The organism is Photobacterium rosenbergii, from assembly GCF_003026455.1.
Lineage (GTDB): Bacteria > Pseudomonadota > Gammaproteobacteria > Enterobacterales > Vibrionaceae > Photobacterium > Photobacterium rosenbergii.
This window is the reverse complement of sequence record NZ_PYMB01000017.1, coordinates 76,106-101,903: the sequence shown is the minus strand read 5'-3', so window position 1 is coordinate 101,903 and position 25,798 is coordinate 76,106. Positions and strand designations below refer to the sequence as shown.

Here is a 25,798-nt window from a genome sequence, read left to right as displayed (position 1 = left end):
GGCTTCCAATTTAAGTTATCGTGCTGAACACACGGTGATTTGAGTGGAGCGGTAGTTCAGTTGGTTAGAATACCGGCCTGTCACGCCGGGGGTCGCGGGTTCGAGTCCCGTCCGCTCCGCCACTTATACTAAGCCTGAGTCGAAAGACTCGGGCTTTTTTACATCTGTCGGATATGGTTCGCCTTGCAGGCGAATGAGTCCCGCTTGTGCGCAAGCCCGGCCCTCCGCCACTTATTAAGAAGCCTCGCTGGAAACAGCGGGGCTTTTTACGTTTGGCCTTCGGCAAAACGTAAGGCCCTGGGTAGAGCGGGTCTTAGGCTCGGGAAGAAGCATAAGAGCAAAGCTGAAGAGCAGTAATGTAATCCCAGTACTCCGATATGAAGTAAGAAGCCCTGCTAGTGATAGCAGGGCTTTTTACGTTTCAGGCCAGAGGCTAAAGCAAGAGCAGGATCTTGAAATGGTTAAGCTTTTTCAAACAATCTGGTTCGCCCATCGCCCATCGCCCATCGCCCATCGCCCATCGCCCATCGCCCATCGCCCATCTTCCTCATTGATAATTATAAAAATGCCTTAACCAGTGCTCAGCGATAGCAGTCTCGTCATTCTCACTCAAAGGCTGGATACCTGATTTGAATCTTTCTGGCTCGCAGAGCAACTGAAGTCCAGCCAGCATATGGGCGGCTTCGAAGAGGTAGAGGGTTGGATCACCCATCCCCGTTTTGAATGGGGTATTGGCCGATTCGCCGCCAGCTAACAGGTAGAGGCGATGACCTTTTCTAGTTTGGTATTCTCGGATCAGCTTATTACCGCCTACCTCAGTGAGTGCCCCATTGGCAATCAAGGTGGGTAGGTTAAGCTCATCATCAGCTGAGGTTACAGTGGCAATAAAGCTGTTATCACTGATGTTATCGAGCAGGTGCTCCGGAATCGCCCCATTGCCGGTACAGCAATAGATGAGGTTACATTCTCGGATTAAGCGCTCTATGGAACAAACCTGGACGCCGTTGCGGGGAAACTGGGTTAATCTCCTTGGGTCGATATCTGCGACATAAATGTTACCGATAGCCTTGCCTTTAAGGTATTGGATCACCCCGCAGCCGAGATTCCCGGCCCCAATCACCCCAACCTTGAGGAATCCATCGTTATTGAGCTTGAGGCCAAACTCTTCACGCAAGATCTGATCAGAATAGTGGACGATACACTCCGAAGCCTCGTAGTCGGCAGGCGCCTTGATACTAAGGTGGGAGACAGTCACTAACGGGTGGTGCATGGTACGGTTGAGGTACTTGTACAAACCATTGGCTGTGAGCTCTGTGATGCCTATCAGTTGTTCTTGGAATACGTTGCCGAGGTGCTCGATGGCATGGGAGAAGTACCCGCCGTGATCGAGCAATAGGAATTTGCTGTCAGCGGTGATGTGCTGACGAATAAAGGCTTCGGCAAATAGAGGATCACGCAGTTGTTCTTTGGTAACCGTATCGTTGGCAATCGAGCAGCTTGGCAGTTTTTCAATGGTCTCTTTGATAGCGCTATTGCCATTGGCTGTTGCTCCTTTGGGAATAAAGATCAATTGGTGGGCAAGTTCAGCCAGCACATTGATATAAGGCAGGGAGCCTTCATAGCAATGCATCACTGAAAAAATGATTAAGTTGTCCGGTGTACTATAACTTTGTGCCACTTTTTTTAGGAAATCATAGCCCTTGGCTGCGTAAAAATCAGAGTAGTACGAATGAGTTAAGATTGGTTGAGGCATTATTATTATTCCATTGAAAATTAATTGCAGCCAAACAGATTGAGTAGCGCATAGAGTAACGGCTCATGTTGACGGCTCTGTTTACAACACAGCCCTAATTGCATCGGATGCACTTTTTCTTTTTCTAGCCGTTTGACCTTGTTCCCTACCGGGCTATTTTCAATGACCACATCAGGGGCTATGCCTACCCCACAGCCCAGCGCGACCATACTGACAATTGCTTCATGGCCGCCGACCTGGGCATAAATTTGGGGTTTTATCTTTTTGCTTTTTAACCACTTGTCGGCTTTATCCCTTGCGGTACCGGACTCAGGCAAAATAAAAGGCAGGCTGGCCCAATTCGGCGGGTCTGCCAGTGCCTTTTGCAGGCTTGCTGGCGGTAGCAGAGGGGTGATAACCGACATCGAGACATTGTCTAGCTCGGTATAGGTCAGTTTGCCCGGTAAGGTATCTGGTTTAGCTGCAATCGCTATATCGGCCTCATCGTTCTGAACTTTATCGATGGCTTGGGCCGGGTCGCCGGTGAGCAGTTGTATTTCTACCTGGGGATAGAGTTGGCGGAATCGGTTGAGGATATCAGGCAGGTGGCTGTAACTGGCAGTGACGGAGCAAAAGAGCGTCAGTTTACCCTGCAGCTTGTGGTGATGGTCAGCCAGTTCGGCTTTGACCTCCAGCCAATTGGAGACAATCAATGCCGCTGTTGGCAATAGGGTCTGTCCTGCAGATGTCAGTTCGACACTGCGGTTGTCACGGACAAACAGGGTTTGTCCCAAGTCCTCTTCTAGTCGTTGGACGATCCGGCTAAGGGCCGATGGGCTGATATGCATGGCCTGGGCGGTTTGGCTGAAGCTTTTGGACTCGCATAGGTGAAGGAATAACTGCAAGGTTTTTATGTTCATCTTCCATGTTGCACTTTTTGCAATGACTTATTGTGAATATATCACTTTGCGCAATTTACTGCCTGATCTACTATCGGATTATTCGACAAGCACTGTCGGCCCAAGGATAATAATTTTCACGGAGTTCGCTGTTATGGCTAATTATTTCAATACCCTTAATCTTCGCCAGCAATTAGACCAACTAGGCCGTTGCCGCTTTATGGATCGCAACGAGTTCGCTAACGAGGCAGATTACCTCAAAGGTAAGAAGGTCGTGATTGTTGGTTGTGGTGCCCAGGGCCTTAACCAGGGCCTGAACATGCGTGACTCTGGCTTGGATGTGGCTTATGCCCTACGTCAGGCTGCAATTGATGAGCAGCGCCAATCTTACAAGAACGCCAAAGAAAACGGTTTTGAGGTAGGCAGTTACGAAAACCTGATCCCTCAAGCGGATCTGGTTGTTAACCTGACGCCGGACAAGCAGCACACCAATGTGGTTGAAACGGTAATGCCGTTGATGAAGCAAGGTGCGTCACTGGGCTACTCTCACGGTTTCAACATCGTTGAAGAAGGTATGCAGATCCGCCCTGATATTACAGTGGTAATGGTTGCGCCTAAATGTCCGGGTACTGAAGTACGTGAAGAGTACAAGCGTGGCTTTGGTGTTCCAACCTTGATTGCGGTTCACCCAGAAAATGATCCTCAAGGTGATGGCCTTGAAATCGCAAAAGCTTGGGCTGCTGCAACTGGCGGTCACCGCGCAGGTGTGTTGGAATCATCTTTCGTTGCCGAAGTGAAATCTGACCTAATGGGCGAGCAGACTATCCTTTGCGGTATGCTACAGGCAGGCTCGATTGTATGCTATGAGAAGATGATTGCCGATGGTGTTGATGCAGGCTACGCCGGTAAACTTCTTCAGTACGGTTGGGAAACCATCACCGAAGCACTGAAGTTTGGCGGTATCACCCATATGATGGACCGTCTGTCTAACCCAGCGAAAGTGAAAGCTTTTGAGCTGTCTGAAGAGCTAAAAGAGCTGATGCGTCCGCTGTACAACAAGCATATGGATGACATCATCACTGGCCACTTCTCTAGCACCATGATGGCTGACTGGGCGAATGACGATGTGAACCTACTGGGCTGGCGTGGTGAAACAGCCGAAACCCAGTTTGAAAACTACCCAGATACAGACGTAGAAATCTCTGAGCAAGAGTACTTCGACAACGGTATCTTGATGGTGGCGATGGTACGTGCTGGTGTTGAACTGGCGTTCGAAGCAATGACAGCTTCTGGCATTATTGAAGAGTCGGCTTACTACGAGTCACTGCACGAGCTTCCGCTTATTGCCAACACTATCGCCCGTAAGCGCCTGTACGAGATGAACGTGGTTATCTCTGATACTGCTGAATACGGTAACTACTTGTTCGCTAACGTAGCAACCCCGCTACTGCGTGAGAAGTTCATGCCATCAGTAGGTACGGATGTTATCGGCAAAGGCCTAGGTGAGACCTCTAATCAGGTTGATAACGCGACCCTAATTGCTGTGAACGACACTATCCGTAACCACCCTGTTGAGTACATCGGTGAAGAGCTGCGTGGCTACATGACAGATATGAAGCGTATCGCTGTGGGTGGTTAATCCTCCCAAAGTCTAAACATTAAAAAAGCCCGGGTGATGCATCACCCGGGCTTTTTATTGGCTGTTTTACAAGGAATTATTCTTGTTCAGTATCAGCTTTTGGTGCCATGCGGTTTTCCAGCTCATCAAGCTTCTGCTCAAGGGCGGATAGCTTCTGGCGGGTACGCAGCAGCACTTGGGTCTGTACATCAAATTCTTCGCGGCTAACCACGTCCAACTTACCAAGCTGTGCTTGGATCACTTGGCGAACTTTCTGTTCTACATCATTACCCAGCTCTTTAACTGGCTGAGGCATCGCGTCCTGGATCTGCTTGGCCACTTGCTCAAGTTTCTTTGGATCAAACATAGCTTAGTTAACTCCGTAACGGCATTTCATCTGTTGTCGTTATTTTATTCAAATATAACAGGATTGTCGTTGCTGTTGGTACAAAATAAAAGAGGCCGTTAAAAACGGCCTCTTGATCCTCAGTCTTTCTGCTTAGCTATCGTGCGCTTCTTTCAAGGCGTTGCGTGCTTCATCGGCACGCTTAAGCTTTTCCAAGTCTTTGTCCTCGACGAAGACTGGCAGCGGTTTGTGGATGCTAGCCAAGTAGGTGTAAATCACCGGTAGTACAAACAGGGTGAACACCGTACCGATAGCCAGGCCGGCAACGATAACAATACCGATACTGAAGCGCTGGGCTGCACCGGCACCCGTGGCATACAACAGCGGGATCAGACCAGCAATCATCGCCGCAGTGGTCATCAGGATTGGACGCAGACGAATTTTCGCCGCTTCCATCACTGCTGCCATACGGTCTTTCTTGTGGTGCAACTGCTCTTCTTTGGCGACCTCACAAATCAAGATACCGTGCTTGGTGATAAGACCAATCAGGGTGATCAAACCGACCTGCGAGTAGATATTCATCGAGGCTGCGCCCCATGCCAGGGCGATCAGGGCACCACAGATAGCCAGTGGAACCGAGACCATGATAACCAGCGGATCGCGCAGTGATTCGAACTGGATAGCCAGAACCAGGAAGATGATCGCCAGTGCCAGGGCAAAGGTGGTGTACAGTGCATTACCTTCGGTCACGAACTGGCGGGCTTCACCCATGAAGTCATGCTGGTAACCGGCTGGTAGCGTGCTAGCTGCTTCGGTCTGGAACCAATTGATTGCATCACCCATCGCGACGCCAGGTGCAGGAACTGCGCCGACGGTTGCCGAGTTCAACTGGTTGAAGTGAGGCAGCGAGCGTGGCTCGGAGATCACTTCAATCGTTACCAGGCTACCCAATGGAATAGCATTGCCGTCAGCTGCGCGGACATAGTAGCCCTTGAGCGATTCCGGGTTGAGGCGGTATTTACGCTCAACTTGTGGGATCACCTCGTAAGAGCGGCCATTAAGGTCGATACGGTTAACATAACCGTCGGCCATCATGGTACTCAGGGTCATACCGATATCTTGCATCGTCACGCCATAGGCACCGGCCTTGTCCTTGTCGATCTTGATCTTCATCGTTGCCGAGTCGTAGTTCAGGTCGAGATCCGAGTAGACGAACATTGGGTTGGTTTTCACTTTGCCCAAAATATCACTACTGATCTGGAACAGGCTCTCGAAACTGTTCGGCGTGGTGATCACGAACTGGATAGGCAGGCCTGAACCCGCACCTGGTAGCTCAGGCATCTGGAAAGCCGTTACTGCCATCTCCGGTACGTCTTTGACCAAGTCAGTGACACGCTTAACCACGTCAGCCTGGCTCGCTTCACGCTCGCTCCAAGGCACCATAGAGGCAATACCGAAGGCCTGGTTGGAGTTAGGCACGCCAGAGAAGACCTGGGCAAACGCGACTTCAGGCTGCTCGACCAGGATACGGTTGACTTCACCCATGGTGTTCTCGATGTAATCAAGGTTGGCGTTAGACGGCGCCGTACCCATCATTACCAGTACGCCCTTATCTTCCGATGGCGCCAGTTCACTCGGGATGAACTTGAACAGCAGCGGCAGGGTACCGAATACGATCAGGGCGAATACAATCACCACCGGACGCATTTTCATAATACCGCCAAGCATCTTCTCGTAGCGGTTGGTCATGCGATCAAGGAAGTGGTGGACTGTAGTCTCGAACTTGCTTGGCTTTTCGTTGGCCTTAAGCATCTTCGAACACATCATCGGTGATAGCGTCAGGGCGATGATCCCCGATACGAATACCGCACCGGCCAGAGTCAGGGCGAACTCCTTGAACAGCGAGCCGGTGATCCCACCCATCATAGCGATAGGGGCATATACCGCACCCAGTGTCAGGGTCATGGCGATAACCGGCACAGCGATCTCACGGGTACCGATAATCGCCGCACGGAATGGCGATTCCCCTTCCTTGATATGGCGGTCAACGTTTTCCAACACAACGATGGCGTCATCTACGACTAGGCCGATAGCAAGTACCATTGCCAGCAGGGTCATCAGGTTCCAAGAGAAACCGAATGACTGCATCACCATGGCAACACCAATCAGTGATAGCGGGATGGTGACAATCGGGATGATAACCGCACGCAGTGAGCCTAGGAACAGGGTGATCACGACCAGTACAATCAGCGCAGCTTCGGCAATGGTTTTGATAACCTCATTGATCGACTCGTTAATCGCAATGGTGGAGTCGTACATGATGTTCATCGAGATGTTGCTTGGCATGTTGCGTTGCAACTCAGGCAAGAGCTCGTAGACATCGGCTGCGATGTTGATTGGGTTGGCGCTTGGTGCCGCATTGATAGCTGCTACGACAGCCTCTTCACCGTTGGCAGACGCACGGTAGACATCATGGCTCTTCTCGAGGGTGACTTTAGCGATATCACCTAGGCGGATCACCTGGCCTTCCTGGGTAGAAACAACCAGTTTTTCCAGCTCGTCAGTGTTGGTTACCTGAGTATCTGCCGTACCGTTGTAAAGCACGAACTCGCCGGTCGCCTGACCGGTTGCCGACTGGTAGTTGTTGGCATTGAGTACGTTCATCACATCCGAGGCAGTCAGGCTGTAGGCTGCCATCTTGGCCGGATCTAACCAAACACGCAGGGCGTATTTCATACCGCCGTACAGATCAACCTTGGACACACCGTTAACAGTGAATAGCTGCGGGTTGATCACTCGCTCAAGGTAGTCGGTGATCTGGCTTGATACCAGCTCATCACTGGTAAAACCGATATACATCACCGCCGTCGTCGAGCCGGTCGACATGGTAACTGTCGGGTCTTCGGCTTCCTTAGGCAACTGCGAACGTACCGAGTTGGTCTTGGCCAGGATATCTGCCAGTGCCGCATTCGGGTCGGTGTTCAGCTTCATGGTGACTGTGATGGTTGAGGAACCCAGCACCGATGACGAGGTCATGAAGTCGATATTGTCAGCCTGTGCGATAGCCTGTTCCAGTGGCTGGGTAATAAAGCCCTGGATCAGGTCGGCACTGGCGCCGTAGTAGCTGGTGGTGACCGTTACTACGGTATTGGTCATGTCAGGGTATTCCCGGACCTGCATTTTGAAAATTGCCTGCAGGCCAAGGAGGGCGATCAAAAAGCTGATCGATACCGCTAACACAGGACGTTTAATAAAAACATCTGTAAAGCGCATGTCTCCTCCGGATCACAGCATTGGGGTTTCAGCTGGAGCTTCCAGCGAGTTGCTTTCAACCACACGGACCTTGGCGTGGTTACTCAGACGTACCTGGCCTGAAGTGACCACGGTATCGCCGGCTTTCACACCGTTGAGGATGTGGACGCTGTTACCTTTACGCTCGCCGACTTTGACCACCGATTGCTTGACGCGCAATACACCGATTTCATCTTCGCCTGCCAGGTAGACGTTATCGCCGTACAGGGTGTAGGTGATGGCTGTCTGTGGCAGGATGATCTGATCTTCCAGTGTTGGCAGGATGATATGGGCACGGGCGAACATACCGCTGCGAAGCTGGCCTTCGTTATTCGGGATGTCAGCTTGGACCTGGACGAGACCGCTCTGGTAGTTGACTGCAGGCTCGATAGCACTGATTTCACCGCTAAATGGCGTTTCCGGGTAGGCATCAACAAAGATCTCTACTTGCTGGCCCAAATGGATCTCGGAGATATCGGTTTGTGGCACGGTAAAGCGCAGTTTCATTAGCGAAGTGTCTTCAAGGCGGACCACATCCTTGCCTGGTTGGATATATTCACCCAGGTAAACATTACGTAGGCCGACAACACCGTCGAACGGTGCCTTGATAGTGCGTCGCTCGATAGTTGCTTTCAGGCTTTCGATATCGGCAACCAGTGAGAAGTAAGACGCTTCGGCATCATCAAAGGCTTCTTTGGAGATCGAACCTTTTTTGAATAGGCCGCGGTAGCGCTCATATTTGGCTTTGGCTGCTGGAAGGCGGGCCTGGGAACTCTTCAGGTTGGCATTTTCCACATCAGAGTCTAGGGCTAAAAGCTGTTGCTCGGCTTTTACCGTCGCACCGGATTCGAAATCGAGGCTTTGGATCACACCCGATACTTCCGTGGTGATGGTGACACCCTGATTTGGTTCGATAAAGCCGATCGCTTCGATGGCCGGTACCCAGTTGCTTGGAGCCGCTGTTGTAACCGTCACTGGAAAATCAGGCTCGGGCATATTGGCCATGTACTCGGCGATCTTTTTTTGTTTGAAGAGATTGAAACCAATCACGCTGCCGAAAAGCAGAATCGCGACCAGTAGCATCACTATCCATTTTTTCATTGTTGGGTGTGCTCCGAAGTTAGCTAATGTAATGTTAATGCTGAATTATGGCGTCCCACGATGCTTGGATAGCTGCCTCGAGGGCTTCATCGCTGACCTGGTAAACGCCGTTTATATGTTTGCGGGCCAAGCAAGCGCTTGGCTCAAGGCTTAGTGCGCTCAAGATTTCGTTATCGAGGTTTTTGAACAGGCCACAGGCCTTGCCCTCCTCGAATAACGTATTCACCTTGGCGAACATTTTCTTTTCTAATAGTTTTTGTTCATGGCTTTCGCGCCGTGGCAGGTTTTCGAACTGGCCTCGGTTGATCAGTGGGGCATCTTCCTGGGTTGCCATGTTCCAGATGTTGAGCCACATAGTGCGAAACCTATGCTGCAATGGCATGTCATCTGACACGTTCTGGCTGATTTTGTTCGCGACATAGGCCAAAATGTGATCATGAAGCTGGTGCAACAGATCTTCTTTGTCCTCGAAGTAACGATAAATCGTCCCTGCGGCTACCCCTGCCTCCTTGGCCACCATTTGCATCGAAATCCCGTGAAAGCCATGTTCCGCCAGCAACTTTTCTGTTGCTTGAAGGATGCGTTTTTTCTTGTCACTCATAAAAAGGCAGTTGTAAATAAAGATGGTGAATGAATGTTCATTCATCATTCTATGGTGCCTGATTATATGTGCAAGCAATTTTTTATATCGTCGGGATAAGCAGGCGTGATAGGGAGTCGAATAGACAATGCCGGTGAACCCGCTACAATGCGCCTGCTGACCCGAAGATCAACACAGGATAAGTCAATGAAACTGAACCCAAGGCAAAACGAAGCGGTAAAATACGTCGCCGGACCGTGTTTGGTCCTTGCCGGCGCAGGCTCGGGCAAGACCCGGGTGATCACCAACAAGATTGCCTACCTGGTTCAGCAGTGTGACTACAAAGCCCGTAACATCGCGGCCTTGACCTTTACTAACAAGGCTGCCCGGGAGATGAAAGAGCGGGTTGGCCAGACGCTGGGCAAACAGGAAGCCAAGGGATTGATGGTCTCGACCTTCCATACTCTTGGGCTGAATATTATCCGTCGCGAATACAAGGCGCTGGGGCTCAAAGCAAGCTTCTCCTTGTTCGATGATCAAGATCAGATGGCCTTGCTCAAGGAGTTGACCGAAAAGCAGATCGACGGCGATAAGGATCTGCTGAAGCAACTATTGTCGACCATCTCCAACTGGAAGAATGACATGCTGTCGCCGGCAGAAGCCAAGGCCCGCGCCTCTAGCGAGCGCGACCAGATGTTTGCTTATTGCTATGAGATGTACCAGCGCCAGATGAAAGCGTACAACGCGCTCGACTTTGATGACCTGATTTTGATGCCGGTACTGCTGCTGCGTGATAACCAGGAGGTGCGCCAGCGCTGGCAGAATAAGATCCGTTACCTGCTGGTGGATGAATATCAGGATACCAATACCAGCCAGTATATCTTTGTTAAGTTGCTGGTGGGGGAGCGTGCCCGCTTTACCGTGGTTGGCGATGATGACCAGTCGATATATTCATGGCGGGGAGCCCAGCCGGAAAACTTGGTGCTGCTCAACAAAGATTTCCCATCGCTTAAAGTCATTAAGCTGGAGCAGAACTACCGCTCAACCAGTCGTATCCTGCGTACCGCCAACATTTTGATTGCCAATAACCCGCACGTGTTCGAAAAAACGCTGTTCTCTGAGATCCCCGATGGCGAGATGCTCAAGGTGATCACTGCCAAGAATGAAGAACACGAAGCGGAGAAAGTGGTAGGGGAATTGATTGCCCATCGCTTCCTCAACAATACCCAGTATAAGGACTACTCCATCCTCTACCGGGGTAACCACCAATCACGGTTATTTGAAAAGGCGCTGATGCAAAACCGGATCCCTTATAAGATTTCCGGGGGCACGTCATTCTTCTCGCGCGCCGAGATCAAGGACATCATGGCTTACCTGCGCTTGTTGACCAACCTAGATGATGACAATGCCTTCCTGCGTATTGTTAATACCCCGCGCCGTGAGATTGGCCCGGTGACACTGGAGAAGCTCGGCACCTACGCCAACATGCGTGGTAAGAGCCTTTTTGCTGCCAGTTTTGAGATGGGGCTAGAGCAGCACCTGTCTGGGCGTGGCTTGGAGTCCCTTCAGCGCTTTACCCGTTGGGTCGTTGAGTTGTCTGATAATGCCGAGCGTGGCGATACAGTGGCTGCTGTGCGCCAGTTGGTGCGTGATATCAACTATGAGGACTGGCTGTATGAGACCTCGGCGAGTCCTAAAGCTGCCGAAATGCGGATGAAGAACGTTTCGGACTTGTATAGTTGGATAACGGCCGACCTTGAAGGGGATAACTACGATCAGGAAGAGAAGACGCTCAAGGAAGTTGTCCAGCGTTTGACCCTGCGCGATATGATGGAGCGTGGCGAAGATGATGATGATGCCGATCAGGTTCAGCTGATGACATTGCATGCCTCTAAGGGCCTAGAGTTCCCATATGTCTATCTGGTGGGTACCGAAGAGGGCATATTGCCCCATCAAACCAGTGTTGATGAGGATAATGTCGAGGAAGAGCGCCGCTTGGCATATGTAGGTATCACCCGGGCCCAGAAAGAGCTGACCTTTACCTTGTGTAAGGAGCGTAGGCAATTTGGTGAGCTAATTAAACCTGAGCCGAGTCGGTTCTTGTTCGAGTTGCCGCAGGATGACCTGGAGTGGGAAGCAGACAAGAAGCCGATAACCCAGGAGCAGCGTATGCAAAAGGGGCAAGCCCACATTGCCAATATCCGGGCGATGTTCAAGAAATAGCGCCGAGATTGCCGGTTTAAGGACAATAAAAAAGCGAGGGCCGAAAGGCGCTCGCTTTTTTGTTGTAGGGGGGAATTACAGGCCGGCAATCATATGGTCGATAGCGGCAATAATTTCGTCATCGCTACAGTCCATACAAGAGCCTTTTGCCGGCATGGCATTGAAGCCGTTGATAGCGTGGTCGGCCAGCACATCATTGCCCTTGGCGATACGTTCGCTCCAGTCTGCTGAATCACCAATCTTAGGTGCTCCCATAACTCCTGTTCCATGACAGGCTGCACAGAAGGTACCGTATACGGCATCACCGCTACGCGGGCCGGCAGCAACCGCTGGGCCAGCTGGGGCATCGCCCTCAAGGTAAACGGAGCCTATCGGTTTGATACGTTCTGCGATAGCTTCATCTGACATATCGGCTGCGACTGCAGTACCGGTAAATGCCAGGGCAGCAACGGCCGCTACCATAAGTTGTCGAAGAGAAAATTCCATTGAGCTCACCTTACACTTCCAGATCATTATGTGCGATTGCCACAGTCTTATTCGTGCTTGTTGTTAGTCAAACTGTTGAGACAAGGCAGTGATTATTTACAAAATGTTTAATATGTAAAAACATCGTGATTATATCCCCTATTTTCCTTGCGATAAACTAGGTGGCTGCTTTTGTATGATACTAATCAACAGTTATTTGCCTATATTTGCAGCGAACGAGAAAAAAACTTAAAAAAACACTTTACGACAGGGGTCCCGATCCGTAATATTCACCTCCGCCGATAGGGCATGCGCCCGTAGCTCAGCTGGATAGAGCGTTGGCCTCCGGAGCCAAAGGTCGAAGGTTCGAATCCTTTCGGGCGCGCCATTCCGGACAGGATCGTATTGGCAAAGAAACATTGGTGGCTATAGCTCAGTTGGTAGAGTCCCGGATTGTGATTCCGGTTGTCGCGGGTTCGAATCCCGTTAGCCACCCCATATTTTAGGGTATTGATTATAATATCAGTATCTAGGGGTGAAAATCTCAACAGAATTAAGTCGGTGAATTGCCTAGTTTGATAGTGCATCACGGCTCTTGGGAATAGCGGACCAGAGGGTAACCCTCTTGGAGTGAAACCAAGGAAAAGAATTAAGTCGGTGAATAGCGCAGTTTGGTAGCGCATCTGGTTTGGGACCAGAGGGTCGGGGGTTCGAATCCCTCTTCACCGACCACTTACAGCGGTGGCTATAGCTCAGTTGGTAGAGTCCCGGATTGTGATTCCGGTTGTCGCGGGTTCGAATCCCGTTAGCCACCCCATTATTTCAGGTATCTTGATACCTTGGCATCAGCCTAAAACATTGTCGGTGAATAGCGCAGTTTGGTAGCGCATCTGGTTTGGGACCAGAGGGTCGGGGGTTCGAATCCCTCTTCACCGACCACCATTAGAAGCCCTAGTCGAAAGACTAGGGCTTTTTTCGTTTCTCCTAGTTATGTCTCTTTTTCCATTCAAGAATCCATAAACAAGCCCACTCCTTTTGGGGCTAATCCCTTTCCCTTCAATAGTGTGATCTGCTGCTAAAAACAATTTGAAATAGATTACCCCTCTGAATATCGGAGGTAATCCGGTATATCACATCACTGCACGGTAATAGTACGGTGTTTGTTTCTATATTGTTAAGTGCTACTTTTGGCTTTTTGATTATTTATGCAATTCCAAAAAGTGTTAGCTATATCATATAACTGGATTTGTAGTCGCTTTCACTGCTAGTTGTCTGTGTTATGTGTGGTGGTCTTACCTGCATTTGCTCCTGATTTCTTACTCTTCTTTCTTGCGATGTGATTATTTATTCTTTTTTTATTCGTTTTGCTGGTTTTTACGAATGCGTTGTTGATTTTTTGTGAAATATTTGACAGATTGTGTTCTGAACATATATTCAGCAAATTATGCTGAAAGAAGGGATTCAATTTTTCAGACAGGGCAGAACGCTGCCAAGCAGTTGGGGTCTGGTAATGGCTTTATTGGAAGTAAAAAACCTGCGTATCGAATACCCATCACGACATGGGGTTCATGCGGCAGTTAAATCGCTCTCGTTTTCGATCGAGCGAGGGGAGATTGTCGGCGTGGTCGGTGAGTCCGGTGCCGGTAAATCAACCGTGGGTAATGCGGTGATTGATTTGCTCAGCCCCCCGGGCCGGGTGGCGAGTGGTGATGTTTTCCTTGATGGTGAGCTGATTTCGGGCCTAACACCGGAGCAGATGCGCTCGGTTCGTGGGTCGAAAATCGGTTTTATCTTTCAGGACCCAATGACCTCGCTCAACCCATTGTTTACGGTTGAGCAGCAGCTGACAGAGACCATAGTGACTAACCTCAAGGTGAGTCAGGAAGAGGCCGTCAAGCGTGCTATCAATTTGATGGAACAGGTTGGGATCCCGCAGCCCGAGTTACGTATCAAGCAGTATCCGCACCAGTTTTCCGGCGGTATGCGTCAGCGCGTCGTGATTGCCATTGCCTTGGCTGGTGAGCCGGACCTGATTATTGCCGATGAGCCGACGACGGCACTGGATGTCTCTATCCAGGACCAAATCCTCAACCTTATCCGTGAGCTGTGCCAGAAGAAAAACGTTGGCTGTATGCTGGTGACCCACGACATGGGTGTCGTCTCTAACGTCACTGACCGGGTGGCTGTGATGTACCGTGGTGACCTGGTGGAAATGGGCGATACCGAGCAGGTTTTGTGCCGTCCTAACCACCCGTACACCCAGAGCCTGATTTCTGCTGTGCCGCGCTCGGATATCAAACTCAAGCGCTTCCCGCTGGTGAGCTACATCGAAGAAGCTCAGGAAATGAGCCAATTGGATGTGAAGAACCACTGGCTTGGCCAAAGTGAAGACCAGCGAAGCTATACCGGTGCCTTGTTACAGGTGGAAAACGTTAATCTGCGCTTTGTCACCAAGGACTCTTTCTTCGAAAGCCGCCGTGAATATGTCCAGGCCAACAATGATGTCAGCTTTGAAATCTTTGAGGGTGAGACGTTTGGCTTGGTGGGTGAATCAGGTTCAGGGAAGTCGACGATTGCCCGGGCGATCACTGGCTTGTATCCGCCTAACTCCGGCAAAATTACTTTTGAAGGCGTCGATCTGACTGCCCTCAAGAACGAGGCTGAGCGCCGCCCATTGCGTCGCCAGATGCAGATGGTGTTCCAGAACCCATATACCTCGATGAACCCGCGGATGAAGATCGCCGATATCATCGCCGAGCCTATCCGTTTCCACAAATTGACTGAAAGCGAGAGCCAGACCCGCCAGATCGTCAATGATCTGCTCGATCATGTCGGTTTGGGTAGTGCATCCGGTGTGAAGTACCCGCATGAGTTCTCCGGCGGCCAGCGTCAGCGGATCTCAATTGCTAGGGCCCTGGCAACCCGTCCCCGCCTATTGATTTGTGATGAGCCGACCTCTGCATTGGATGTGTCGGTACAGGCGCAAATTCTTAACCTGCTTAAAGACCTTCAGGATGAGCTGAACCTGACCATGCTGTTTATCAGCCATGACCTCCCGGTGATCCGCCAGATGTGTGACCGGATTGGGGTGATGCAAAAGGGGACCTTGCTTGAGGTGGCCCCAACAGAACAACTGTTTACGGCGCCACAACATCCATACAGCCGCCAGTTGATCTCGCTGATGCCTGAGTTCAAGGGTATGAGTCAGGAAGGACTGAAGTTAGCTTAATCCATTCAAGCCGCTGGCAACAGCGGCACCCGGACATAACAAAAGCAAACACAACAGCAAGGGAGTTACCTCCCCGCATAAAGGAGCTATGCAATGAAAACCATCAAGACCAAATTGGCCGTTGCCCTAATGGCTGCCGGCCTGAGCTTTAGTGCCGCTGCTGCCGAAATCAAAGTTGCCTATGACGCAGATCCAGTATCACTTGATCCGCATGAGCAACTGTCTGGCGGTACGATGCAGCTATCTCACATGGTTTTTGATCCACTCATCCGCTTTACCCAAGATATGGAGTTCGAGCCGCGTCTTGCAGAGAGTTGGGATCGTGTTGATAACGAAACAATGCGCTTTAACCTTCGCAAAGGTGTGAAGTTCCATTCTGGCAATGAGCTGACTGCTGATGATGTGGTATGGACGTTTGCCCGCCTGAAAGAATCCCCTGACTTCAAGGGTATCTTCGAGCCACTACTGTCTTTGACCAAGGTTGATGACTACACGGTTGAGATCAAAACTGACGGTACTTACCCGTTGGTAGAGAACGTAGCCACTTACATCTTCCCGATGGACAGCAAGTTCTACACCGGTAAAACGGCTGACGGCAAAGACAAAGCGGAGTTGGTGAAGCACGGTAACTCTTTTGCTTCCGGCAACATTTCAGGTACGGGTCCATTTATCGTGTCATCCCGTGAACAAGGGGTAAAAGTTGAGTTTGAACGCTTTGCCGACTACTGGGACAAAGACTCCAAGGGTAATGTCGACAAGCTGACCCTTGTCCCTATCAAAGAAGATGCGACCCGTGTTGCCGCCCTGCTGTCGGGTGGTGTCGATATGATTGCTCCGGTTGGCCCTAACGACTACAACCGTATTGAGCGTTCGAAGGATGTCGAACTGATCACCATGCCGGGTACCCGTATCATCACTTTCCAGATGAACCAGAACTCCAACGAAGCACTGAAGGATGTCCGTGTTCGTCAGGCGATCGTTTACGCGATTAACAACGAGGGTATCGCCAAGCGTGTAATGAAAGGTGCAGCAACGGCTGCAGGCCAGCAGAGCCCAGTGGGTTACGCGGGTTATGACGAGAGCCTAGCTCCTCGCTTTGATGTTGAAAAAGCCAAGCAGCTGATGAAAGAAGCGGGCTACGAAAATGGCTTTACCCTAACCATGATGTCGCCAAACAACCGTTATGTGAATGATGACAAGATTTCACAGGCTGCGGCAGCGATGCTGGCGAAAATTGGTATCAAGGTTGACCTCAAGACCCTACCAAAAGCTCAGTACTGGCCTGAGTTCGATGTCTGTGCGGCAGACATGATGATGATTGGCTGGCACCCGGACACAGAGGATTCGGCGAACTTTACTGAGTTCCTGACCATGACCCGTGATGAAGGCACTGGTAAAGGCCAGTACAACTGTGGCCACTACTCAAACAAAGAAGTGGACCAGTTGATTGTTGATGCCAACAAAGAAACCGACCTAGAGAAGCGCAGCGCGATGCTCAAGAAGGTTGAAGAGCTACTGTACAACGATGCCGCGTTTGTTCCGCTGCACTGGCAGGACCCATCTTGGGCTGCGAAAACCAACCTCAAGATTGGCTCGATTGTTAACGGTATGAACTTCCCGTACTTCGGCGACTTGGTTGTTGAAGAGTAATAGCACTACCGCTGCCGGGTAACCGGCAGCTTGTCAGCACCGGCATCGGCCGGTGCTGTTTTTAAGGATGAAAAAAGGGGCAGGGAATGTTTACGTTTCTGGTCAAGCGCCTGTTTCAGGCACTGATAGTGATGTTTGTGATCAGTCTGGTGGCGTTTGCCATTCAGGATAACCTTGGCGACCCGCTGCGAGAGCTGGTGGGGCAGTCGGTATCAGAAGCTGAACGTCAACAACTTCGTGACGAGCTGGGTCTCAACGATCCGTTTATCGTCAAGTACAGCCGGTTTGTCGGCGATGCGCTGCAAGGCGACCTGGGTACATCTTATTTCTTCAAGCGCCCGGCGGCCGAGGTGATCCTCGATAAACTCGTGCCTACCCTGGAGCTGGTGTTCGGGGCAACCCTGATAATTATCGTGGTGTCGATCCCGCTTGGGGTTTATTCGGCAATCCACCCTCATAGCTTTTTCACCAAAGTGGTGATGGCCTTCAGTAGTATCGGTATTTCCATTCCGGTCTTCTTGACCGCAATTATGCTGATGTATGTCTTCTCGATAGAGCTTGGCTGGCTGCCATCCTACGGGCGGGGTGAAACCGCCAATGTCCTTGGCTGGGACTCGGGCTACTTTACCCTTGATGGGCTGCGCCACCTGGTGCTGCCGTGTATCGCGCTGGCATCAATCATGCTGCCGCTATTTATCCGTCTGGTACGCTCCGAGATGCTGGAGGTGCTGAGCTCGGAATACATCAAATTTGCCAAGGCCAAGGGCCTGGCGATGAACAAAATCTATTACCAGCATGCCCTGAAAAATACCATGCTGCCGGTACTGACGGTCGGTGGCGTCCAGATCGGTACCATGGTTGCCTATACCATTTTGACCGAGACCGTATTCCAATGGCCGGGTATGGGCTTCCTGTTCCTTGAGGCGATCAATCGGGTCGATACCCCGCTGATCACCGCCTACGTTATTTTTGTCGGCCTGATTTTTGTGGTCACTAACACCATTGTTGACCTGATGTATGGCCTGGTAAACCCGACTGTAAACCTGACTGGCAAGGGAGAGTAAGTTATGAGTAGTACCACAGTCGCTGCCCCAAGCCGTTGGGAGCGTTTCAAGCAGTCAGATTTCCTGTATTACTTCCGCCGCGACAAAGTGGCAATGGTCAGCTTTGCTGTCTTTATGGTGTTTGCCGTCTCGGCGCTGATGGCCCCGGTGATTGCGCCGACCAACCCATATGATCTGTCGACCATAGATATCATGGACTCCGAGCTGCCGCCTTCTTGGATGGAGGAGGGTGACAGCCGCTTCCTGCTGGGTACCGATAACCAAGGGAGGGATATCTTCTCGACTATCCTATATGGTTCGCGCCTGTCGTTGACTATCGGTTTGCTGGCGGTTGGCCTGCAACTGGTGCTGGGTGTTGTGATTGGTTTGAGCGCCGGTTACTTCGGTGGTCGGGTTGATAGCTTCCTGATGCGCTTTGCCGATGTCCAGTTGTCATTCTCAACCATGATGGTGGCCATTATTGTCTCGGCGATTTTCCGTACAGCGCTAGGCTCTGAGCTGTTTGCCCAGTATGCGGTGGTGATGCTGGTGGTGATCATCGGTATTGCCGAGTGGCCCCAGTACGCGCGGACAGTCAGGGCGTCGGTGTTGGCCGAGAAGAAAAAGGAATACGTTGAAGCGGCCAAGGTGATGGGTTTCAAAGCCCCGAGGATCATGTTCCGCCATATCCTGCCGAACTGCCTATCGCCAATCTTGGTGATCTCAACAGTACAGGTTGCCAACGCCATCATGTCGGAGGCGGCACTGTCCTTCCTAGGCCTTGGCCTTCCGGTTGACCAGCCGTCACTGGGCTCGCTGATCAGCATTGGCTTCAACTATATCTTCTCTGGTTCGTGGTGGATCACAGCCTTCCCTGGCCTGGTACTGGTCGCCTTGGTATTGGTGATTAACCTGCTGGGTGACTGGCTGCGGGATGTGTTCAACCCGAAAATTTACAAAGGGTGATAGCAATACGCCGCGATATTCATTAAGTTGTTCCCATTGCTTAAAAAAATGAGTGGCAACAACGATGATTGATATCGGGGTAAACCTAACCAACAGCCGGTTCGATAAAGACCGCGACGAGGTCGTGGCGCGCGCCAAAGCAGCGGGTGTCCACGGCCTTGTTGTTACCGGTACCAGTATCGAAGAAAGCCAGCAGGCCCTGATGATGGCCCGCCAGTGGCCGGGATATACCTACAGTACAGCTGGCGTCCATCCCCATGATGCTAAAACCGTCTTGGATTTGGCGTTGCCAGAGATCCGTGAATTGTCCGCCCACCCCGAAGTCGTCGCTATCGGTGAGTGCGGACTCGATTTCAACCGTGATTTTTCGCCAAGGCCGCAGCAAGAGGCTGTCTTTGAAGCCCAACTGGCGATGGCAGCAGAGCTCAATATGCCGGTGTTCATGCACTGCCGTGATGCCCACGAGCGCTTTATAGCCATTCTCAAACCGTGGCGCGACAAACTGCCGGCGGCGGTATTGCACTGCTTCACCGGCACCCGGGATGAACTGGCCGACTGCCTGGCGCTGGACTTGCACATCGGTATTACCGGTTGGGTCTGTGACGAACGCCGGGGCACCGAGTTGCGGGAAATTGTCGGTGATATTCCTGATAACCGTTTAATGGTAGAAACCGACTGCCCCTACCTATTGCCACGGGATTACCGGCCAAAGCCGAAATCCAGCCGCAACGAGCCTAAGTTCCTGCCCCATATCGCATCAGTGATTGCCGAGTGCCGCAGCCAGCAACCCGAGCAAGTGATGGCCAATGCTTATGTTACCACTCAGGCATTTTTCAATATCGGATCACCTTCCGTCGAGTGAGGGTGATATGATCCATATAAAGCGAATTAACCCATAAAAGGAGTATGCAGTGTCTGTATCTATCCAGGGCGCGTTTCCAGCACGCCGTATGCGTCGTATGCGTAAGCATGATTTCAGCCGCCGTCTAATGGCAGAAAATCAGATCTCTGTGAATGACCTGATTTACCCAATGTTTATCCTGATGGGTAAAAACCGTCGTGAAACGGTTGATTCCATGCCGGGGATCGAGCGCCTGTCGATTGACCTGATGCTTCAGGAAGCGGAATACCTGGCTACACTGGGTGTGCCAGCGATTGCCCTGTTCCCTGTGGTATCTCAAGACTTCAAATCAACCTGTGCTGCGGAAGCTTTCAACCCGGAAGGTTTGGTCCAGCGTGCCGTGCGCCTGCTTAAAGAGCATGTGCCGCAGATGGGCGTGATCACCGATGTTGCCCTCGACCCGTTCACTATCCATGGTCAGGATGGCATCATCGATGAAGACGGCTATGTGATTAATGACGTTACGACTGAAGTGCTGATCAAGCAAGCTTTGTCCCATGCAGAAGCGGGAGCTGATGTTGTTGCGCCATCGGATATGATGGATGGCCGTATCGGTGCTATCCGTGAAGCGTTGGAAGAAGCGGGCCATGTGCATACCCAAATCATGGCTTATTCTGCCAAGTACGCGTCGAACTACTACGGTCCGTTCCGTGATGCGGTCGGCTCGGCGGGTAACTTAAAAGGTGGCGACAAGAAGACTTACCAGATGGATCCGGCCAACACAGACGAAGCGTTGCATGAAGTTGCAATGGACGTCAATGAAGGTGCCGATATGGTGATGGTCAAGCCGGGGATGCCATACCTGGATGTGGTTCGCCGGGTGAAGAGCGAGTTGCAGGTACCGACGTTTGCTTACCAGGTCTCCGGTGAGTACGCGATGCACATGGCTGCGATCCAGAATGGTTGGCTCAAAGAGCGCGAGACCGTGATGGAGTCATTGTTGTGCTTCAAGCGTGCCGGTGCCGATGGTGTCCTGACTTACTTTGCCAAGGCAGTGGCCGAGTGGTTGGCAGAAGATGCCGCAGCGCGCCAGGCCGAATTGGACAAACTTAGCGAGCAGTAATGTAAGTGTTTACTTACTGATAAGGTTAGGTAGGGCCAGCGCGAAAGCGCTGGCCTTTTTATTGTGCCGGTCTTTTCGAACTAGGGTTTGACGTTACGGTTAATGGGGTTTTGTAGCGAGATCAGGGTTTCGGTTGACTGGACTTCGTCGATAGCCTGCAGTTTGTCGATCAGCACGTACTGCAACTCTTCGATCGATTTGCACATCAGTTTGACGAAGATATTGTAGGCCCCGGTGGTGTAGTAAGCTTCTACTACTTCATCGAGTTCGTTGAGCTTGCGTAGGGCCGAGTGGTAGTCCCGTGCGGCATTGAGGTTGATACCAATAAAGCAGCACACATCGTAACCAAGCAGTTTTGGATTGATGATCACCTCGGTACCGGTGATGATTTCGGCCGCACGCATTTTTTCGACCCGGACATGGACCGTAGCCGGGCTGACATTGAACCGCTTGGCCATTTCGGCATAGGGGGTGCGGGCATCGTTCATCAGGGTATTGAGGATTTCGCGGTCGAGATCATCAATTCTAATCTGGCTGGTCATGGTAGAAGCAATCCTTGGTTTATACGTGCTTGTTCATATCTTATACTGTCGCCCAGTTATGTCGCTAAATTATATTAAAAAATTATCGTTTGGCCTGCTTCTGGCCCTGCAACTGATAGACAGGACCCCTGATCTTTATGCGCTTGATTGCTTTTCTGTTTTTTCTTGGCTGGTTACCGCTTCAAGCTTCGGCCTATGACACCTTGGTGATCCACTCCTACCATAAGGGAATGCGCTGGACAGACGGGATTCAGGCCGGGCTTGAGTCGGTCGTAAATACTCAGGGTGTCTCGCTCCATGTCAATTACATGGACAGCAAGCGCTACCAGTCCCCGGCATACCTCAATGAGCTGCTGGATATCTACCGCACTAAGTTGTTGCGGGAGAAGTACCGGGCTATCGTTGCAACGGATGACAATGCCCTTTGGTTAATCAACCAGTTGTCAGATGAAGTCGGTGAGACGCCGGTTATCCTTGCGGGCATCAATGACTACCACCCTCACAAACACCGGCGGTTGAAAAACGTCATTGGTATCCTTGACCAGACTGATGCCGCGGCCAATATCAGCCTGGCACTATCGGTCCAGCCGGATCTGCAAACCATTTATGTCTTGGCAGACAATACCGTGACCGGGCGGGCATTGTGGAAAGGGGTCCGTGAATTTCTCGACGTCAACTTCCTCAACCTCGAGGTGGTCCGTATCCAGGATGGCAGTTTTGAGGAAATTCTCGCCCAATCAGAGAACTTATCACCCCGCTCAGCCATTTTGTTTTTGAGCTATTTCCAAGATAGCCAGGGCCATTACAAGAACAGTGGTGAGTTTCTCGAACAATTGACAGGGCGGGCAGCAGCACCTGTGTACGCCTCCTATAAGTACATGCTCAACCATGGCGTGGTCGGTGGTGTCATGGTAGGTGGTTATGACAAAGGCCGGCAGATTGGCAAGATGTTGGTCAAACTGCTCGATGGTAAAGTCACCCGCTTTCCGACCTTTATTCGCAGCAACGGCAAAGAAATCTTTAACTACCCCGAGGTTGCCCGTTGGGGGTTGGAAATTGACAACAATGAGACCCTTATCATTAACCAGCCGCAGAGTTGGTTTCACCGCTACCAGAATGAAATCCGGGTATTGACGGTTGCCCTGAGCGTGATGGGGGGCGTTATCGCCCTGCTGGTGATGGTGATCCGCAGGCTACGTAAAGGGGAGCAACGGCTGCAGCAGAGCCGGGCCCTGTTTGAAGGGGTCTTCGATCAGAGCTTCCAGTTCATCGGTATCTTCGACAAGGCGGGGATGCTGGTATCGGGCAACCTCGCGTTGCATGAGTTGGTAGGGCGCTCTGTGGTCAAGTATGACCGGCCATTATGGCGATGGTATTGCTGGAGCCCGGAAGCCGCCCTTAAATTAAGCCGCGCGGTGACCCAAGCATGCAGCCAGCCGGTGCGAATGGAAATCGATATCCAGAGCCAGGAGGATGGCTGCCGGGTTTTGGATATAGTGATCAAGCGTTTGCCTGCAGGGGAGAGCGGTGAGGTGCAACTGTTGCTAGAGGCCCGTGATGTGACAGCCCGCCACCAAATGGAGGAAAAGCTGCGTGAGCGTGAGGCTAGCTACCGTTTGCTCTACGAGCAACAGCCAGTGATGCTGCTGACAGTCGACCGCCAGTCCCGGATCCAGTCAGTCAACCAATTTGCCGCCGATCTACTTGGCTACAGTAAACGGGATTTACTCGGCCATAAGATTGCCAATTTCTATGAAGGGGATGAACCGGTTCCGCAGCGTTATATTAGCTCGGCGCTGGATAATGTGGGCCAACGGGTATGGCGGCGCCAACTGCGTTATTGTTGCGAGGATGGCCGCACAGTATGGATCCGAGAGACGATACGCCAGGCACAAAACCGCCAGTTGCTGGTGGTCGGGGAAGATATTACCTCGACCCGAGAGCTGGAAGAACAGCTTGCCTATCAGGCCTGCCATGATTACCTGACCGATTTATACAACCGTAACCATTTTGAGCAGTCGCTAGAAAAGGCATTGGCAGAGGCCCGTGAACACCAGGCCCAGCACGCGATGCTCTACATTGATTTGGATCAGTTCAAAATCATCAATGATACTGCCGGCCATGAAGCCGGTGATGAGGCACTTAAACAGGTGGCCATGCTGCTCAAGGGGATCACCCCTGCTGGGGCAGTGTTGTCCCGCCTTGGCGGGGATGAGTTTGCTGTGATCCTGACCGACTGCCAATTGGTTGAGGCAGTAGCGTTCGGGCGCGAAATCTTGCATTTGCTCGAAGAGAGCGAGTTTTACTGGCAGACCGCCCGTTTTAGTTTCAGCGCTTCGATAGGTCTGCGGATGATTGATGAAACCGCGGGTTCAACCCAGCAAGTGCACGCCCAGGCCGATACTGCGTGTTATGCCGCCAAAGATGAGGGCCGTAACCGCCTCCATGTCTACCATCCTGATGATGAAGAGCTGCGGCGCCGTGAGCTGGAAATGGAGTGTGTTAACCTCATCCGCAAAGCTTTGTCCGAGCAACGGCTTGAACTCTATGCCCAGCCGATCTCACCCCTTGGTGTAAATAGCCAGGGGCAGCACTATGAAGTGTTGGTCCGGATCCGTAACGATGATGGCGAGATGATTTCACCGGGTTTGTTTATGCCGGCAGCTGAGCGCTACAACCTGGCCCACCGTATTGACCGCTACGTTGTCAGCGCAGTGATAGGCTGGCTGGAGTCCCATCCGGAGGCTGTTGCATCTTTGGATATGTGCGCCATTAACCTCTCGGGCCAGTCAATTGGCGATCGTGATTTCGTCCATTTCCTGCAGGACAAAATCCGCCACTCGTTGATACCGGCGCATAAACTTTGTTTGGAAATCACCGAAACGGCCGCTATTGGTAATATGAGTGAGGCGATTCGCTCCTTTACCTTGCTCAAAGAGCTGGGCTGCCGTATTTCACTGGACGACTTTGGCTCTGGGTTATCCTCTTTTGGCTACTTGAAGCGGATGCCGGTCGATATCATCAAGATTGATGGTATGTTTGTCCGAGATATCGCCGATGATGAAGTGGATTTTGCCATGGTGAAGGCGATCAATGATCTGGCCAAGAAGATGGGCAAACAGACTGTTGCGGAGTTTGTCGAGAATGAGGCAATCCTTGCCAGGCTCGGTGAGCTCGGCGTGGATTACGCCCAGGGTTACCTGTTCGGCCGCCCGCAACCGTTGTCCCAATTGGTCGCTCAATTGAGCCAACGAGAAGAGGTGGTATAATCCGCCGCCTAATGCTTGCCTTATGTGGCTGGCAGGCCCTGTATTTACCGGAGTGTGCGTGTGCAACTAGCCTTAATTTGTGAGTCCCCTGAACGTCAACCTGAACTGGATCTGCTGGCAGAACGCTGGGGGCTATCCCATGATCCTGACAGCGAGTTTGCCTTGGTACTGACAGCTGAGCGGCTGGAGTTGCGCAAGCTCGACGAACCTAAATTGGGTGCAGTATATGTTGACCTTGCAGGTGGCGCAGTGGCGCACCGTCGCAAGTTTGGTGGTGGCCGCGGGCAGGCAATTGCCAAAGCGGTAGGCCTTAAGGGTGGGGTGACGCCGACGGTTGTCGATGGTACCGCTGGCCTTGGGCGAGATGCTTTTGTCTTGGCGTCGCTAGGCTGCAAAGTGCAGATGGTCGAGCGTCATCCGGTGGTAGCCGCGTTGCTCGATGATGGTTTGGCCCGAGCTAAAGCCGACAGTGAAATCGGTGGCTGGATCAGCGAGCGTATGACCCTGCTGCATGCCTCTAGCCATAACGCGCTGGAGCAACTGGCTGCCGACCCCGACTTCGTTGCACCGGATGTGGTGTACCTTGACCCTATGTATCCGCACAAGAAAAAATCGGCCTTGGTGAAAAAGGAGATGCGGGTCTTCCAGACATTGGTTGGCGCCGATCTCGATGCCGATGGTTTGTTGGCCCCCGCACTGGCGTTGGCGACCAAGCGGGTCGTGGTCAAACGTCCGGACTATGCGGAGTTTTTGGCAGGGCAAAAACCGGCTACTGCGATTGAGACCAAGAAAAATCGTTTTGATGTCTATGTAAAAGCAGCGATGAAGTAGCGTTCCTTTGATAGCGGCGGTATATTGTAAATGAGAGTAGTTACTCCGG

Annotated in this window: 18 protein-coding genes and 6 tRNA genes; 16 read left to right on the top strand and 8 right to left on the bottom strand. The window is 51.7% G+C overall.

The genetic code is table 11. The annotated features are described in order from the left end of the window. Window positions 1–45: 45 nt before the first annotated feature. Window positions 46–122: transfer RNA gene (locus C9J01_RS22255), tRNA-Asp, on the top strand. A gap of 425 nt (window positions 123–547) precedes the next feature. On the opposite strand, the gene C9J01_RS22245 is transcribed toward C9J01_RS22255, so the two are convergent. Beyond that, on the bottom strand, window positions 548–1,753 hold the full coding sequence (locus tag C9J01_RS22245) for a Rossmann-fold NAD(P)-binding domain-containing protein (protein ID WP_107300336.1): 1,206 nt from the start codon (window positions 1,751–1,753) through the stop codon (window positions 548–550). A gap of 20 nt (window positions 1,754–1,773) precedes the next feature. Next, window positions 1,774–2,652 carry an HTH-type transcriptional activator IlvY gene (ilvY, locus tag C9J01_RS22240; protein WP_107300335.1) on the bottom strand — a complete coding sequence of 293 codons (879 nt, stop codon included), beginning with the start codon at window positions 2,650–2,652 and terminating at the stop codon, window positions 1,774–1,776. Between the two features lie 133 nt (window positions 2,653–2,785). Here ilvY and ilvC point away from each other — a divergent pair, with 133 nt between their 5' ends. Further along, window positions 2,786–4,270 (top strand): ketol-acid reductoisomerase, encoded by a 1,485-nt coding sequence (gene ilvC / locus C9J01_RS22235; RefSeq protein WP_107300334.1) that lies wholly within the window; start codon window positions 2,786–2,788, stop codon window positions 4,268–4,270. Between the two features lie 76 nt (window positions 4,271–4,346). Here ilvC and ubiK read toward each other — a convergent pair whose 3' ends face one another. From ubiK to C9J01_RS22215, 4 genes are all read right to left on the bottom strand, one after another. Next, window positions 4,347–4,616: a ubiquinone biosynthesis accessory factor UbiK gene (ubiK, locus tag C9J01_RS22230; protein ID WP_107300333.1), complete on the bottom strand. Its 270-nt coding sequence runs from the start codon at window positions 4,614–4,616 to the stop codon at window positions 4,347–4,349. Between the two features lie 132 nt (window positions 4,617–4,748). Then, a complete protein-coding gene (locus C9J01_RS22225; protein ID WP_107300332.1) occupies window positions 4,749–7,868 on the bottom strand; it encodes a multidrug efflux RND transporter permease subunit in 3,120 nt (1,039 codons plus the stop codon). Between the two features lie 12 nt (window positions 7,869–7,880). Continuing rightward, the gene (locus C9J01_RS22220) at window positions 7,881–8,987 is read right to left on the bottom strand and encodes an efflux RND transporter periplasmic adaptor subunit (RefSeq protein ID WP_107300331.1); all 1,107 of its coding nucleotides are present in this window, start codon (window positions 8,985–8,987) and stop codon (window positions 7,881–7,883) included. Window positions 8,988–9,021: 34 nt separating this feature from the next. Next, window positions 9,022–9,633, bottom strand: coding sequence for a TetR/AcrR family transcriptional regulator (locus tag C9J01_RS22215; protein ID WP_107300341.1), 612 nt, complete (start codon window positions 9,631–9,633; stop codon window positions 9,022–9,024). Window positions 9,634–9,774: 141 nt separating this feature from the next. Here C9J01_RS22215 and rep point away from each other — a divergent pair, with 141 nt between their 5' ends. After that, window positions 9,775–11,790, top strand: a complete 2,016-nt coding sequence (gene rep, locus C9J01_RS22210) for a DNA helicase Rep (protein ID WP_107300330.1) — start codon at window positions 9,775–9,777, stop codon at window positions 11,788–11,790. Between the two features lie 75 nt (window positions 11,791–11,865). On the opposite strand, the gene C9J01_RS22205 is transcribed toward rep, so the two are convergent. Beyond that, window positions 11,866–12,276, bottom strand: coding sequence for a c-type cytochrome (locus C9J01_RS22205; protein ID WP_107300329.1), 411 nt, complete (start codon window positions 12,274–12,276; stop codon window positions 11,866–11,868). A 290-nt stretch (window positions 12,277–12,566) separates the two neighbouring features. Here C9J01_RS22205 and C9J01_RS22200 point away from each other — a divergent pair. From C9J01_RS22200 to hemB, 11 genes are all read left to right on the top strand, one after another. Further along, a tRNA-Arg gene (locus C9J01_RS22200) sits at window positions 12,567–12,643 on the top strand. A gap of 34 nt (window positions 12,644–12,677) precedes the next feature. After that, window positions 12,678–12,753, top strand: a tRNA-His gene (locus tag C9J01_RS22195). A gap of 157 nt (window positions 12,754–12,910) precedes the next feature. After that, window positions 12,911–12,987 (top strand) — tRNA-Pro (locus tag C9J01_RS22190). A gap of 9 nt (window positions 12,988–12,996) precedes the next feature. After that, window positions 12,997–13,072: transfer RNA gene (locus tag C9J01_RS22185), tRNA-His, on the top strand. 45 nt (window positions 13,073–13,117) lie between these two features. Further along, window positions 13,118–13,194, top strand: a tRNA-Pro gene (locus tag C9J01_RS22180). Window positions 13,195–13,765: 571 nt separating this feature from the next. Beyond that, window positions 13,766–15,484 carry an ABC transporter ATP-binding protein gene (locus C9J01_RS22175; protein WP_107300328.1) on the top strand — a complete coding sequence of 573 codons (1,719 nt, stop codon included), beginning with the start codon at window positions 13,766–13,768 and terminating at the stop codon, window positions 15,482–15,484. A 93-nt stretch (window positions 15,485–15,577) separates the two neighbouring features. After that, window positions 15,578–17,134, top strand: a complete 1,557-nt coding sequence (locus C9J01_RS22170) for an ABC transporter substrate-binding protein (RefSeq protein ID WP_107300327.1) — start codon at window positions 15,578–15,580, stop codon at window positions 17,132–17,134. Between the two features lie 86 nt (window positions 17,135–17,220). Next, window positions 17,221–18,198 carry an ABC transporter permease gene (locus C9J01_RS22165; RefSeq protein ID WP_107300326.1) on the top strand — a complete coding sequence of 326 codons (978 nt, stop codon included), beginning with the start codon at window positions 17,221–17,223 and terminating at the stop codon, window positions 18,196–18,198. Window positions 18,199–18,201: 3 nt separating this feature from the next. After that, on the top strand, window positions 18,202–19,143 hold the full coding sequence (locus C9J01_RS22160; protein ID WP_107300325.1) for an ABC transporter permease: 942 nt from the start codon (window positions 18,202–18,204) through the stop codon (window positions 19,141–19,143). Window positions 19,144–19,207: 64 nt separating this feature from the next. Continuing rightward, window positions 19,208–20,005 carry a 3'-5' ssDNA/RNA exonuclease TatD gene (gene tatD, locus C9J01_RS22155; protein ID WP_107300324.1) on the top strand — a complete coding sequence of 266 codons (798 nt, stop codon included), beginning with the start codon at window positions 19,208–19,210 and terminating at the stop codon, window positions 20,003–20,005. 49 nt (window positions 20,006–20,054) lie between these two features. Beyond that, entirely contained in the window at window positions 20,055–21,107 is a 1,053-nt protein-coding gene (gene hemB, locus C9J01_RS22150) for a porphobilinogen synthase (protein ID WP_107300323.1), read from the top strand. Between the two features lie 80 nt (window positions 21,108–21,187). On the opposite strand, the gene asnC is transcribed toward hemB, so the two are convergent. Beyond that, window positions 21,188–21,649, bottom strand: coding sequence for a transcriptional regulator AsnC (asnC, locus tag C9J01_RS22145; protein WP_107300322.1), 462 nt, complete (start codon window positions 21,647–21,649; stop codon window positions 21,188–21,190). Window positions 21,650–21,786: 137 nt separating this feature from the next. Between asnC and C9J01_RS22140 the strand changes: the two genes are divergently transcribed. Then, window positions 21,787–24,918, top strand: a complete 3,132-nt coding sequence (locus C9J01_RS22140; RefSeq protein ID WP_107300321.1) for an ABC transporter substrate binding protein — start codon at window positions 21,787–21,789, stop codon at window positions 24,916–24,918. Between the two features lie 60 nt (window positions 24,919–24,978). After that, window positions 24,979–25,749: a class I SAM-dependent methyltransferase gene (locus C9J01_RS22135; protein ID WP_107300320.1), complete on the top strand. Its 771-nt coding sequence runs from the start codon at window positions 24,979–24,981 to the stop codon at window positions 25,747–25,749. The last annotated feature ends 49 nt before the right edge of the window (window positions 25,750–25,798 follow it).

Coding starts and splice junctions, on each gene's coding strand:
- rep (WP_107300330.1), top strand. CDS start 9,775: ATGAAACTGAACCCAAGGCAAAACGAAGCGGTAAAATACGTCGCCGGA.
- ilvY (WP_107300335.1), bottom strand. CDS start 2,652: ATGAACATAAAAACCTTGCAGTTATTCCTTCACCTATGCGAGTCCAAA.
- tatD (WP_107300324.1), top strand. CDS start 19,208: ATGATTGATATCGGGGTAAACCTAACCAACAGCCGGTTCGATAAAGAC.
- C9J01_RS22160 (WP_107300325.1), top strand. CDS start 18,202: ATGAGTAGTACCACAGTCGCTGCCCCAAGCCGTTGGGAGCGTTTCAAG.
- C9J01_RS22165 (WP_107300326.1), top strand. CDS start 17,221: ATGTTTACGTTTCTGGTCAAGCGCCTGTTTCAGGCACTGATAGTGATG.
- asnC (WP_107300322.1), bottom strand. CDS start 21,649: ATGACCAGCCAGATTAGAATTGATGATCTCGACCGCGAAATCCTCAAT.
- ilvC (WP_107300334.1), top strand. CDS start 2,786: ATGGCTAATTATTTCAATACCCTTAATCTTCGCCAGCAATTAGACCAA.
- C9J01_RS22225 (WP_107300332.1), bottom strand. CDS start 7,868: ATGCGCTTTACAGATGTTTTTATTAAACGTCCTGTGTTAGCGGTATCG.
- C9J01_RS22220 (WP_107300331.1), bottom strand. CDS start 8,987: ATGAAAAAATGGATAGTGATGCTACTGGTCGCGATTCTGCTTTTCGGC.
- C9J01_RS22175 (WP_107300328.1), top strand. CDS start 13,766: ATGGCTTTATTGGAAGTAAAAAACCTGCGTATCGAATACCCATCACGA.
- ubiK (WP_107300333.1), bottom strand. CDS start 4,616: ATGTTTGATCCAAAGAAACTTGAGCAAGTGGCCAAGCAGATCCAGGAC.
- C9J01_RS22245 (WP_107300336.1), bottom strand. CDS start 1,753: ATGCCTCAACCAATCTTAACTCATTCGTACTACTCTGATTTTTACGCA.
- C9J01_RS22140 (WP_107300321.1), top strand. CDS start 21,787: ATGCGCTTGATTGCTTTTCTGTTTTTTCTTGGCTGGTTACCGCTTCAA.
- C9J01_RS22170 (WP_107300327.1), top strand. CDS start 15,578: ATGAAAACCATCAAGACCAAATTGGCCGTTGCCCTAATGGCTGCCGGC.
- C9J01_RS22215 (WP_107300341.1), bottom strand. CDS start 9,633: ATGAATGAACATTCATTCACCATCTTTATTTACAACTGCCTTTTTATG.
- C9J01_RS22205 (WP_107300329.1), bottom strand. CDS start 12,276: ATGGAATTTTCTCTTCGACAACTTATGGTAGCGGCCGTTGCTGCCCTG.